This window comes from Kitasatospora sp. NBC_01300, from assembly GCF_041435235.1.
GTDB lineage: Bacteria > Actinomycetota > Actinomycetes > Streptomycetales > Streptomycetaceae > Kitasatospora.
This window is the reverse complement of record NZ_CP108409.1, coordinates 78,541-90,226: the sequence shown is the minus strand read 5'-3', so window position 1 is coordinate 90,226 and position 11,686 is coordinate 78,541. Positions and strand designations below refer to the sequence as shown.

The window sequence follows — 11,686 nt, the reverse complement described above, 5'->3', positions numbered from 1 at the left end:
ACAGGTACCCAACGACGCGGCATCCTCCGAGGTGCGGGGCACGGTGCCGCCCGCAATCGTGTCGTCGGGGCGTCGGCCTCGTTCTAGCGGGTGTGAACGATCCGTCCCGCTCCGCAGCCTCCCGCGCCGGCTTCCCAGGAGCCACCGTCTGGCTGACCGGCCTGCCCAGCGCCGGCAAGTCGACCATCGCGCAGGCCCTCGCCACCCAGCTGCGCGCCGAGGCCCGCCGGACCGAGGTGCTGGACGGGGACGAGATGCGCGGCCTGATCTCCGCCGACCTCGGATTCTCGCGCGTCGACCGGGACACCAACGTCCAGCGGGTGGGCCTGGTGGCCGAACTGCTCGCCCGCAACGGCGTCCTCACGCTGGTGCCCGTCATCGCCCCGTACGAGGAGGCCCGCGACGCGGTGCGCAGGCGACACGAAAAGTCGGGGACCGCGTACCTGGAAGTCCATGTCGCGGCGCCCGTCGAGGTCTGCGCCCGGCGCGACGTCAAGGGCCTCTACGCGCGGCAGCGCGAGGGCCTTCTCACCGGCCTGACCGGCGTGGACGCGCCCTACGAGGAACCGAGCCAGCCGGACCTGAGGCTGGACACGGACCGGCAGAGCACCGCCGAGTCGGTCGTAGCCCTGCGCGCGCTCCTGACCGACCGGGGACTGTGCACACCGTGACGGCCACCGGGACTCCGGCCGACGGCCCGGGCGCGTCCACGCCGGCCCCCTCCCAGCTCGACCTGCTGGAGTCGGACGCCGTACACATCATCCGAGAAGCGGTGGGCGAATCCGAGCGGCCCGTGCTGCTCTTCTCGGGCGGCAAGGACTCCAGCGTCCTGCTGCACCTGGCCCGCAAGGCCTTCAGCCCGGCGCCGCTGCCCTTCCCACTGCTCCACGTCGACACCGGCCACAACTTCCCGGAGGCCCTCGCCCACCGGGACCAGCTCGTCGCCGCCCACGGGCTGCGCCTGCACGTCGTCTCCGTCCAGGAGTTCATCGACGACGGGCGGCTGCGCGAGCGGCCCGACGGCACCCGCAACGTGCTGCAGACCGTTCCCCTGACGGCGGCGATCGACCAGCACGGCTTCGACGCGGTGCTCGGCGGCGCCCGCCGGGACGAGGACAGAGCCCGGGCCAAGGAGCGGGTGTTCTCCATCCGCGACGGGTCCGGCGGCTGGGACCCCAGGCGCCAGCGCCCCGAACTCTGGCAGCTCTACAACGCCCGGTGCGGCCCCGGCGAACACGTCCGGGTCTTCCCGCTGTCCGACTGGACCGAGCTCGACGTCTGGCAGTACATCGCACGCGAGAACATCGGCCTCCCCGCGCTCTACTACGCCCACCACCGGAAGGTGTTCGCCCGCCAGGGCATGTGGCTCACCCCCGGCGCCTGGGGCGGCCCGGAGGAGGGCGAGCAACTGGAGACCCGACGGGTGCGCTACCGCACGGTCGGCGACATGTCCTGCACCGGAGCCCTCGACTCGGACGCGACAACCCCCGCTCAAGTCATCGCCGAACTCGCGACCTGCCGCTCGACCGAGCGCGGCGCCACCCGCGCGGACGACCGGCTCTCCGAGGCGGCCATGGAGGACCGCAAACGAGAAGGCTACTTCTGACCATGCACAGCCCCAGCCATCCACTGCGACTGGCCACCGCAGGCTCCGTGGACGACGGCAAGTCCACCCTGATCGGACGGCTGCTCCACGACACCGGATCGGTGCCGGCCGACGAACTCGCCGCCATCGAACGCGCCTCGCTCCGCCGCGGCCTGCCCGAGCCCGACCTCGCCCTGCTCACCGACGGACTGCGGGCCGAACGCGAACAGGGCATCACCATCGACGTCGCCTACCGCTACTTCACCACCCGCCGCCGGTTCGTCCTCGCGGATACCCCCGGCCACGTGCAGTACACCCGCAACATGGTGACCGGAGCGTCCACCGCCGAAGTGGTGGTCATCCTCGTCGACGCCCGGAAGGCACTCGCCGAGCAGGCCCGCCGACACGCCGCGATCTCGGCGCTGCTCCGAGTACCGCGCATCCTCCTGGCCGTCAACAAGATGGACCTCGTGGACTGGTCCGAGTCCCGATTCGCCTCCGTCGTCGCAGAGTTCACCGCCCACGCCGCGTCGCTCGGCGTCTCCGGGACGGCCGCCATCCCGCTGTCGGCCCTCACCGGGGACAACGTGGTGACCCCGTCGGCCAGGATGGACTGGTACCAGGGCCCCACACTCCTGTCCTGCCTGGAAACCGTCCAGACAGATCCGGAACCAGGCCACGGACCGGCCCGCCTCCCGGTCCAATACGTCATCCGCACGGGCACGGCGGCCGACCGCCGGCACGCCTACGCCGGCCAACTCCTCTCCGGCACCCTGCGGGTCGGTGAACCCGTCACCGTCCTGCCGGCGGGCCACCGGACCTCGATCTCGGCCATCGACCTACTGGGAACCCCCGTCGACACCGCCACGGCGCCGCAGTCCGTCGCGATCAGCCTCGCAGACGAACTCCACGTCTCCCGAGGCGACCTCATCGCACCCACCGCCGCAGCACTCCCGACCCCCACCCGGAACATCCGGGCAACCGTCTGCCAACTGCACGACCGACCGCTGCGCACCGGCGACCGGATCCTCGTCAAGCACACCACCCGAACCGTCCGAGCGACGATCGGCCCGATCAGTGCCCGCACGGACGGGCTCAGCGGCGCCGTCCACGGCGAGTCGGGCAGGCTGGCCGTCAACGACATCGGAACCGTGCTGCTGCGAACCGCCGAGGCACTGGCACCCGACCCCTACGCCGAGTCCCGCCGAACCGGAGCCCTGCTGCTGATCGATCCAACCGACGGCGCCACCCTGGCCGCGGGCCTGGTCGAATGACAGCCGAGGCAGGCGGACCGATGCCACGGCAAGAAGGGCACCATCCACCAGGCTCACCGGGACGGAACGGAAGATCAACCAGGGTCACTGGGACCGGTTTTGAACGCGGTAGTCCTGTAGACGACACGTCACGTCGACGATCGCTTGCTGAGGAGCGTCAACGCGGTGATCAAGGCGAGAGCGGCGAAGACGCCGGCTGTCCCGAACGCGGCATGCTGTCCGGTGGTGAGTGCGAGCGGTGTCGGACCACCGATCGCGGACGTGCGGGCGGCGGCGACGCTGGTGCAGGTGGCAGCGCCGACGGCGGTGCCGACGGCGAAGGAGGTGTCGGCGAGGCCGGCGGCCAGGCCTGAGTCCTTCTCGGTGACGCCGGTCAGCGCGGCGATCTGTGCGCATACCGTGACGGCGCCCATTCCCGCCCCGAACAGGAACAGGGCCGCCGGCAGAAGACTCATCGGCTCACCGGCCGGTATGCGGGTGAGCAGCAGGCAGCCACAACCGAGCAGGACGGCCCCGGCGGCAGCCACCCGCCCCAGACTGTGCCTGCGCACGATCCGTTGGCTCAGCAGTGCGCCTGCGGCCGCGGTGACGGTCATCATCGCGGCCGCCAGCCCGAACTGTGCCGCCGGCCAGCCGAGCACCTGCTGCGCGAAGGAGGTGAGGGTGACGAGCATGCCGTCGACGGTCATGCCGGCGATGAGCAGGAGGAGGTTGCCGCCGATCAGCATGCGCGAGCGCAGCGACCGGAAGGGAACGAGCGGGGCCGCCGATCGCTTCTCCATCAGGACGAACATCCAGACCAGCACGGCCACGGCGGCCAGTAGCCCGATGCTCTGTCCATTAGCCCACCCGGATGTCGGCACCCGGGTGATCACGTAGACGAGCAGAACGAGTGCCGGGGCGATGGTCAGCGCACCGGGGACATCGAAGGAACGGGGGCGTGTTCGGTCCCGGCTTTCGCGCAGCGTGGCGGGGGCGAGCACCAGCACGAGGGCCCCGACCGGGACGTTGACCCAGAACACCCACTGCCAGCCGAGGGTATCGGTGATGATGCCGCCCAGGAGTAGACCGGCGGTGGCGCCGAACCCTCCGAGGCCGCCCCAGACACCGAGCGCCTTGTTCCGCTCGATCCCTTCGGGGAAGGTGTTCACGACCATCGACAACGCGGCCGGAGCGATGATCGCGGCCGAGACGCCCTGCACCGCCCGGGCGGCCATCAGGGTCTGGATGGACGGAGCGAGCCCGCACGCCAGCGAGGCCACGACCCGCAGCGCCATCCCGGCGATGAACACGCGCCGACGGCCCAGCAGATCCGCGGCGCGGCCGCATAACAGCAGCAGCCCGCTGAAGGCCAGCGCGTAGGCCGTCACGGTCCATTGGACGGCAGGGCCGTGCAGTCGGAGGTGGCCTTCGATCGCGGGCAGAGCGGCGAGCAGGCTGGTGCCGTCCAGAATCGTCATGAAGAACGCGGTGCCCAGCAGCGCCAGCACCTGCCAACGGCGAGCCTGCGAAAGGTTGCTGGTGGTCGTCACGGTTGCTGGATGCTTCGCAGCAGTTCGGCGGCGAGCGCGTCGAGCCACTTGCCGGTGCCCTGCTCCCGCCAGCTCGGTTCTTCGCGGCCGTCGAGGAAGGTGCTCTGCTCGGTGAGCAGCAGCCGGGTGCCGCCACCCTCGGGGAGGAACTCCACCGTCGTCAGCGACACCGTCGCAAGGTCCTGCCCCTCGGACAGCGTGGAGGTGTAGACGATCCGCTCGTCCTGGACGATGTCGCGGTACCAGGACTCGAAAGTCAGCACCGGCCCGCCGCCGGTGCGGCCGCGGTTGACCTCCCGCCCGCCGACGCGGAAGTCGAGCTCGTGCTCGGCGTCGGGGCCGGCGAACCAGCGGGCCTTTGCCTCGGGGGCGGCCCACGCGGCGAACACCGTGGCCGGTGAGGCCGCGTAGAGGCGTTCGAGGGTGAACGTGGCATGCGTGACCAGGTGATCGGTCATTGTGTGCTCCCTTGATCCGGGCTGTCGCGGTGTTCGGTCAGGTAGTCGCCGAGGCGATCGAGGCGGTGTTCCCAGGCGGTGCGCTGTGCAGTGATCCAGTCCTCGGCCATTCGCAGCACGCCCGGCTCGAGGTGGCAGGTGCGTACCCTTCCGGCTTTCTCGGACCGGACCAGTCCGCATGTCTCCAGTACCTGGAGGTGCTGCATCACCGCCGGCAGCGACATGTCCTGCGGCCGGGCCAGCTCGCTGACCGAGGCGGGCCCGCGGATCAACCGCTCGACGATGTCCCGGCGGGTTGCGTCCGCCAGCGCTTGGAACACCCGGTCCAACGAACCAGATTGGTTAAGCATGTGCCTAACTGTTCGATGCCGGCGGCGAATAGTCAAGCATTTGGTTAACTTTTCCTCCGGTCCTCTGCGGCGCGCCGTCACGGTCACCGACCCGGCGGTCGCGGCCGCCCTCGCCTGCCACGCACGGGCCGTCCTCGGCCGCCGCGAATCCGGGGGCCGGCCCGCCTCAATTCAGTAGCTAAAACTACGCAGTTGGTACTTGACAGTCCAGACTACCGACTTTAGCGTGGGCGGTATGGAACAGAACGCCGCGAGCGCCACCGATTCGGCCGTCCGGGCGGCCCGCGACCTGCGGGTCCTCCTCAACCGTCTGCGCCGACGCCTCAAGGAGAGCGAGGACTCGCACGGGCTCACCCCGTCGCAGACCTCGGTCTTCAGCCGGCTCGCGGACGGACCGGCGACGGTCGGTGACCTGGCCGCCGCCGAGCGGGTCCGTTCACAGTCGATGACCAACACGATCGCCGCGCTCGCCGAACGCGGCCTGATCGAGCGCCGGCCGGATCCTTCGGACGGACGCCGCCAGGTCATCTCGCTGAGCCCGCAAGGGCTGGAGCAGCTGAAGGGCAGCCGGCACACCCGGGAGGAGTGGCTGGCCGGCGCGCTCCAGGAGCGCTACACCGCCGCCGAGCGCCGGTCCATCATCGAGGCGCTCACCCTGCTGGAGCGACTAGTCGAGTGACACCTCGCCCCCTGACGTCCGTTCAGCGCGTCCCGGAGCGAACCGATTCCGGCCGGTGGCCTGGCCGATAGCCCGGCCCGGCCCCGGGCCCGGCTGCGGCCGACAAGAACGAATCAAGGAGGACGAACGACCATGAGCCGTGCCGCGAAACTCAAGGAACTCATCCTGTCCCGCGAACTGCTGGTGATGCCAGGAGCCTTCGACCCGGTCAGCGCCAAACTCGCCGAGCAGGCCGGCTTCACCGCCCTCCAGTGCACGGGCGCGGGCATCTGCGGAGTCCACCTCGGGCGCCCGGACTACTCCATGGTCTCCATGGACGACATGGCCGCCTGCACCGCACGCATCGTGGACGCCGTCTCCGTCCCGGTCATGGGCGACGGCGACACCGGCTTCGGCAACGCGGTCAACACCCACTACACGGTCAGGGCGTTCGAGCGCGCCGGTGCCGCGGGCGTCAACCTGGAGGACCAGGCGGTGCCCAAGCGGTGCGGGCACCTGGACGGCAAACAGCTCGTCGATCTCGACGAGGCCACCGCCAAGATCCGGGCAGCCGCCGACGCCCGCCACAACCCCGACTTCGTCATCAACGCCCGCACCGACGCACTGGCCCTGGAGGGCATGGCGGGAGTGATCCGGCGCGGCAACGCCTACCTGGCGGCCGGCGCCACCATGGTCTTCGTCGAGGGCGTCACCAGCCGCGAGGAGATCCGCGCGGCGGTCCGCGGCATCCGCGGGCCCGTGGCCGTCAACGTGATCGAGGGCGGCAAGTCCCCACAGCGCCTCACCTTCACCGAACTGCAGGAACTGGGCGTCGCCCGGGTCAGCCTGCCCGCCGTGCTCCTGCTGGCCGCCATGGGCGGCATGCGCACCGCACTGCGGCGGATCCGCGAGGACGACGGCACCGCCGACCTCGGCGACCTGCTCGTCCCCTTCCGCGAGGCCCACGACCTGATGGGCATGCGGGAGGTGGAGGAACTGGAGGAGCGCTACCTGCGCCCCCTGGCCGGCACGGCGCCCGCCACCGCCCGACGATGACCCCTGCCTCGCCCACCCGCACCTCCCGCCACCGAAGGAGGACCGCACCATGACCACCGAAACCCACACCCACACCGCCACCCACACCGCCACCCACACCGCCACCCACACCGCCACCGACGACACCGACACCGCCACCGACCGCAACCGGTCCGTCATCGCCAAGATCTGGGACCAGCACGTCGTCGCCGAACTCGACGACGACACCTGCCTGCTGCACATCGACCGGATCCTCCTGCACGACCGCAGCGGCGGGCTCGCCCTGCGCGCCGTACGCGACGAGGGGCGGCAACTGTTCGACCGCTCCCTGGTCTTCGGCACCATGGACCACGTCGTCGACACCCGCCCCGGCCGCACCGACGCCACACCCGTGCCCGGCGGCGCGATGTACATCGACGCCTTCCGCGCGGAAGCCCGCCACCAGGGGGTGACCCTGTTCGACATCGGCGACCCGCGCCAAGGCATCTCCCACGTCGTCTTCCCCGAACAGGGCATCGCCCTACCCGGCACCACCATGATCTGCGCCGACAGCCACACCCCCACCCTCGGCGGTATCGGCGCCCTCGCCTGGGGCGTAGGCGTCACCGAGTGCGAACACGCCCTGGCCACCCAGACCCTCGCGGTCCGCCGCCCCGCAGCAATGCTCGCCCGATTCGAGGGGACACCGGGCGAACACGTCACCGCCAAGGACCTCGTCCTGGCCCTGATCGCGAACATCGGCGCGGGCGGCGCGGCGGGCCACGCCGTCGAGTTCGCCGGCCCCGCGATCAGCGCCCTCTCCATCGAGGCTCGCATGACGCTGTGCAACATGGCCGTGGAGGCCGGCGCCCGCACCGGCATCGTCGCACCCGACGACAAGCTCCTCGCCTACCTCAAGGGCCGCCCCCACGCACCCGCCGGACCGGCCTGGGACCAGGCCGCCCGCGCCTGGCTCGACCTGCGCAGCGACCCCGCGGCCCGCTACGACCGGACCACCACCCTCCAGGTCGACGGCCTCGGCCCCCAGGTCACCTGGGGCACCAGCCCGCAGCACGCCACCGGAATCGACGCGACCGTCCCCCACCCCGACGAACTGGCCGACCCCCAGGCCGCCCGCCGCGCCCTGGACTACATGGACCTGCGACCCGGCACCGCGCTCACCTCCGTCGCCATCGACGCGGCCTACCTCGGCTCGTGCACCAACGCGCGGCTCGACGACCTGCGCGCCGCCGCCGCAGTCCTGCGCGGCCACCGGGTCGCCGAAGGGGTCACCGCCATCTGCGTGCCCGGCTCCACCGCGGTGCGCCGCGCCGCCGAAGCCGAAGGCCTGGACCGGGTGTTCACCGACGCGGGCTTCCAGTGGCGCGAATCCGGCTGCGGCCTGTGCTTCCACGCCGGCGGCGACCGCTTCCCCGACGGCGCCCGCGTCATCAGCTCCACCAACCGCAACTTCGAGAACCGCCAGGGCCCCGGCGTGCGCACCCACCTCGCCAGCCCCGCGACCGTCGCCGCCTCCGCGCTCGCCGGCCGCCTCGCCGACCCCCGGGAGCGGTGACCACCGTGCAGCCCTTCCACACGCTGACCGGCATCGCGGCACCCCTGCTGCGCGCCGACATCGACACCGACGCCATCGCACCCTCCCGGTTCCGCCCCGCGACGCTGTCCAAGTACGGCTACGAGGCAGCCCTGTTCGCCGGCCTGCGCTTCGACGAGGACGGCGCACCGCGCCCCGGCTTCGTCCTCGACCAGACCCCCTACCGCGACGCCGTCATCCTGGTCACCGGCCCGAACTTCGGCTGCGGCAGCTCGCGCGAGACCGCGGTCTGGGCCCTGCGGGACTTCGGCATCCGCGCCGTCATCGCCCCCTCCTTCGGCTCGATCTTCGAGACCAACTGCCTGCGCAACGGCCTGCTCCCACTGTCCCTGCCGCCCGCCAAGCACCGGCAACTCGTCGAGGCGGCCTTCGCCCCCGCGGCGAGCGCGCGCCTGCGCATCGACCTGGACACCTGCCGACTCACCACCGCAACCGGCCCCCAGCCCACCTTCACCACCGGTTTCACCATCGACGAACGCTCCCGCCAACAGCTCCTCAACGGCCTGGACCCCATCGGCGAGACCCTCCTCCTGCGCGAGACGATCACCCGCTTCCGCACCCGGGACCGCCGCCACCGCCCCTGGAACTACCCGGCCCCTTCCGCCCCACCCGCAGGCGGGCCGGTGCCCAGCTGACTGATCCCAAGGGCCCGGCAGCGGCGGGGGAGTACGGCGGCCGGTCGTGACGTCTGCGGGTGGGTTCGCCGAGCCGGCCGCCGTCCGAGGTGAGATCCAGACCTCGTCGCAACGCAAGCCCCAAAGGTGTCGCAACGACCGCTGGAACCCAAGACCTGCTCGGCGCGGTGGACGCTCTCGTGCGCGCCCCCTGGGCGCTCCTGCACGCCGTCTACCGCGTGGCGTGGAGGTGCGCGAGGATGGGCGGCCGACCGTGTCCGGCACACGACCGAAGGGGAAGTGACGATGGGTGAGCACGAGAAGCCGCCGCCGGATCCTCAGAAGGGCACACCGCCTCCCAACAACGCCGACGGCGAGGTCCCCCCGGCTCCGCCGTCCGACGGCAAGCACCGTAAGTAAGAACGGTGGCTGACGAGGACATGGCCGGGCGTCGGGCGCGCCTGGACGCGGAGATGGAGCGGTGCGGGGCGTGGCCGGCCGCTTCGCCGTGGCTGCGTGACGCCTTCACCGCGCTGCCGCGCGACGCGTTCGCGCCGGACCGGCTGTGGCGGTGGGACAACCGGGCCTACGTACCGCTCGACCGCTCGGCGGATCCGGGCGGCTGGGCGGCCGAGCTGTACTCCGGGATCTACTCCGCGGCGGTCACCCAGCTCGACGGCGGCCGGCCGTCCTCGTCGCTGTCCGCGCCCTCGGTGGTGGCGGACATGCTGGACAGCCTCATGGTGGAGCCGGGGCACCGGGTGTGGGACGTCGGCACCGGCCAGGGCTGGACGGCGGCGCTGGCCGCCTGGCGGGCCGGGCCGGGCCTGGTCGTGACCACCGAGGTGGACGGGCACCTGGCCGGGTTCGCGCGCGCCCGCCTCGCGGCCGCCGGACTCGACGCCGAGGTCGCCCTGGGCAACGGCACCCGCAGCGGCCCGCCCGGCGGCGGCCCCGTCGACCGTCTCCACGCCACCTACGCCGTGGAGACCGTCCCCTGGTCCTGGGTGGCGGCGGTACGCCCGGGCGGACGGATCGTCTATCCCTGGGGGCGGCTGGGCCACGTCGCCCTGACCGTCGCCGACGACGGACGGTCCGCCACGGGATGGGTCCAGGGCCTGGCCCAGTTCATGGGCGACCGGCACGGCCCGGCGCAGCCGAGCACCGGCAGCGCCGCCTTCGCGCAGGTGCGCGGCAATACCGAGCCCGAGACCCGCCAGGCACTGGACCGTGACTCGCAGCTGCTCGACGACGGGGACCTGCGGTTCGCCCTGCGGGTGGCCGTCCCGGACGCTGTGGTGCTCACCGCCCGGGACGACGACGGCCTCAACGCCTGGATTCACGACGGCATCAGGTCGTGGGCCACGGTGACCGCGCGCGGCGACGGCGAGGCGCCGCTGCTTCTCCAGGGCGGACCGCGCCGCATCGGGGACGAGGTGGTCGCCGCCTGGACCCGGTGGGAGGAACTCGGCCGACCGGACCGCTACGACTACGGGATCACCGTCACCCCTGAGGAGCAGTGGGCGTGGCAGGGCGGCCCGGACGGCCCCCGCTGGCCCATCGCGCAGGCAGCCCCGGCCGGACGCTGACCGGGGAGGCGCAGAGGGGACGCCGTTGCAGCGCCCCGAGGGCCTACTCGGTGACGGCGCGTCCGGCGCCCCGGGCGACGGCACCCGTTCCCCTGACAGGGCTGCGGCGACCGTCCTCAACCACGGTAGCGGACAACCCTCAGACTCCGTGCTCCCGGACCGCCGCGATACCCGCCCGCACCTCTTCCAACAGCGCTTCCAGGCCCTGCGCCTGCTGCCATTCCTCGGCCGAGTGATGCCACGTGTGCTGCGTCGCCGGGGCTTCGGGCGGACCGGCGACGACCTCGACGGTCCGCCTCCCCTTCCGGTCGGGGCCCGTGACCCGCAGGTCCATGTTCCGAACGTGGAACCGCTTCGGAGAGCTGCCGAAGACCTCCAGGATCCGGCCGTCGAACGTATAGAACTCTCTGCCTGCCCTGGCGGTGGTCTCCTCGGTCATGACGCGACGCTACAGGCGGGGACCTCCGGCTGCCAGACCTCCGTCCGCCGGCAGGTCCGTCACCGCTCCCGCTGCCGGACGGGCCCGGCAGCGGAGGTAGAGGACCGGGGCCGGGTGCGAGACCCGTGGACAGTCCAAAGGAATTGGGCCTCTCCTGCCCCGGCCATGGTTCGGCGCGTGCCGAAGTCTCCCGCACCTAGCGTTGGCCACATGACGATCTCCGACCCATCCGTCCTCTCCCCCCGTGTCACCGCGTACGCCGACGCCCGTGCGGCCCTCGACCAGCCGCTGCTGGTCCCCGAACCTGTCGCCGACGCGGCGGACGCGCCCGCAGGCTCACTGGCCTGGCTGCGCGCCACTGTCGCCCGCTTCACCGCCGACGCCCAGACGCACGCCCGTCGGCGCTCGCACGTGGCGGAGGAGCTTGCGCGCCTGGACCCGCGCGAACTGCGCCAGGCGGCTGCCGGCTCTGTGGTCGGCGCGGACGACCGGCACACTGTCGTACGCATCCTGGCCGAGGAACTGGGTCTGCCGAGTACGGACGCAGTGGCCGACGCA

12 protein-coding genes are annotated in these 11,686 nt (G+C 72.1%); 8 read left to right on the top strand and 4 right to left on the bottom strand.

The annotated features are described in order from the left end of the window. The first annotated feature begins 92 nt into the window (after positions 1-92). The 3 genes from cysC to OG556_RS34140 are packed head-to-tail and all read left to right on the top strand — an operon-like array spanning position 93 to position 2,859. A complete protein-coding gene (gene cysC / locus OG556_RS34150) occupies positions 93-671 on the top strand; it encodes an adenylyl-sulfate kinase (protein WP_331742930.1) in 579 nt (192 codons plus the stop codon). Further along, complete coding sequence (cysD, locus tag OG556_RS34145) at positions 668-1,606, top strand: sulfate adenylyltransferase subunit CysD (RefSeq protein WP_331745366.1); 939 nt, start codon at positions 668-670, stop codon at positions 1,604-1,606. Before cysC ends, cysD begins: the two co-directional genes overlap by 4 nt. Positions 1,607-1,608: 2 nt before the next feature. After that, a complete protein-coding gene (locus OG556_RS34140) occupies positions 1,609-2,859 on the top strand; it encodes a GTP-binding protein (RefSeq protein WP_331742927.1) in 1,251 nt (416 codons plus the stop codon). A gap of 128 nt (positions 2,860-2,987) precedes the next feature. Here the strand turns inward: OG556_RS34140 and OG556_RS34135 are convergent, their stop codons facing one another. Genes OG556_RS34135 through OG556_RS34125 form a run of 3 tightly spaced genes read right to left on the bottom strand, consistent with a single transcriptional unit; the run spans position 2,988 to position 5,199 of the window. After that, positions 2,988-4,391 (bottom strand): MFS transporter, encoded by a 1,404-nt coding sequence (locus tag OG556_RS34135; protein ID WP_331742924.1) that lies wholly within the window; start codon positions 4,389-4,391, stop codon positions 2,988-2,990. Next, positions 4,388-4,849 carry an SRPBCC family protein gene (locus OG556_RS34130; RefSeq protein WP_331742921.1) on the bottom strand — a complete coding sequence of 154 codons (462 nt, stop codon included), beginning with the start codon at positions 4,847-4,849 and terminating at the stop codon, positions 4,388-4,390. Before OG556_RS34130 ends, OG556_RS34135 begins: the two co-directional genes overlap by 4 nt. After that, positions 4,846-5,199 carry a metalloregulator ArsR/SmtB family transcription factor gene (locus OG556_RS34125; RefSeq protein WP_331742918.1) on the bottom strand — a complete coding sequence of 118 codons (354 nt, stop codon included), beginning with the start codon at positions 5,197-5,199 and terminating at the stop codon, positions 4,846-4,848. The genes OG556_RS34130 and OG556_RS34125 overlap by 4 nt, the downstream gene beginning before the upstream one ends. Positions 5,200-5,434: 235 nt before the next feature. On the opposite strand from OG556_RS34125, the gene OG556_RS34120 reads away from it, so the two are divergent. The 5 genes from OG556_RS34120 (at position 5,435) to OG556_RS34100 (ending at position 10,689) form a co-directional block, all read left to right on the top strand. Then, on the top strand, positions 5,435-5,878 hold the full coding sequence (locus tag OG556_RS34120; RefSeq protein ID WP_331742915.1) for a MarR family transcriptional regulator: 444 nt from the start codon (positions 5,435-5,437) through the stop codon (positions 5,876-5,878). A gap of 132 nt (positions 5,879-6,010) precedes the next feature. Next, a complete protein-coding gene (locus tag OG556_RS34115; protein WP_331742913.1) occupies positions 6,011-6,913 on the top strand; it encodes an oxaloacetate decarboxylase in 903 nt (300 codons plus the stop codon). A gap of 49 nt (positions 6,914-6,962) precedes the next feature. After that, on the top strand, positions 6,963-8,447 hold the full coding sequence (locus OG556_RS34110; protein ID WP_331742912.1) for a 3-isopropylmalate dehydratase large subunit: 1,485 nt from the start codon (positions 6,963-6,965) through the stop codon (positions 8,445-8,447). Then, positions 8,444-9,121, top strand: a complete 678-nt coding sequence (leuD, locus tag OG556_RS34105) for a 3-isopropylmalate dehydratase small subunit (protein WP_331742910.1) — start codon at positions 8,444-8,446, stop codon at positions 9,119-9,121. Before OG556_RS34110 ends, leuD begins: the two co-directional genes overlap by 4 nt. A gap of 404 nt (positions 9,122-9,525) precedes the next feature. Further along, complete coding sequence (locus OG556_RS34100; RefSeq protein WP_331742907.1) at positions 9,526-10,689, top strand: protein-L-isoaspartate O-methyltransferase; 1,164 nt, start codon at positions 9,526-9,528, stop codon at positions 10,687-10,689. Between the two features lie 139 nt (positions 10,690-10,828). On the opposite strand, the gene OG556_RS34095 is transcribed toward OG556_RS34100, so the two are convergent. Continuing rightward, positions 10,829-11,128 carry a hypothetical protein gene (locus tag OG556_RS34095; protein WP_331742904.1) on the bottom strand — a complete coding sequence of 100 codons (300 nt, stop codon included), beginning with the start codon at positions 11,126-11,128 and terminating at the stop codon, positions 10,829-10,831. Positions 11,129-11,686: the final 558 nt, after the last annotated feature.

What these genes read in the sequence shown, in the direction of transcription:
- OG556_RS34095 (WP_331742904.1), bottom strand. Translation starts at nt 11,128, where the DNA reads ATGACCGAGGAGACCACCGCCAGGGCAGGCAGAGAGTTCTATACGTTC.
- OG556_RS34140 (WP_331742927.1), top strand. Translation starts at nt 1,609, where the DNA reads ATGCACAGCCCCAGCCATCCACTGCGACTGGCCACCGCAGGCTCCGTG.
- OG556_RS34125 (WP_331742918.1), bottom strand. Translation starts at nt 5,199, where the DNA reads ATGCTTAACCAATCTGGTTCGTTGGACCGGGTGTTCCAAGCGCTGGCG.
- OG556_RS34110 (WP_331742912.1), top strand. Translation starts at nt 6,963, where the DNA reads ATGACCACCGAAACCCACACCCACACCGCCACCCACACCGCCACCCAC.
- OG556_RS34120 (WP_331742915.1), top strand. Translation starts at nt 5,435, where the DNA reads ATGGAACAGAACGCCGCGAGCGCCACCGATTCGGCCGTCCGGGCGGCC.
- OG556_RS34130 (WP_331742921.1), bottom strand. Translation starts at nt 4,849, where the DNA reads ATGACCGATCACCTGGTCACGCATGCCACGTTCACCCTCGAACGCCTC.
- OG556_RS34115 (WP_331742913.1), top strand. Translation starts at nt 6,011, where the DNA reads ATGAGCCGTGCCGCGAAACTCAAGGAACTCATCCTGTCCCGCGAACTG.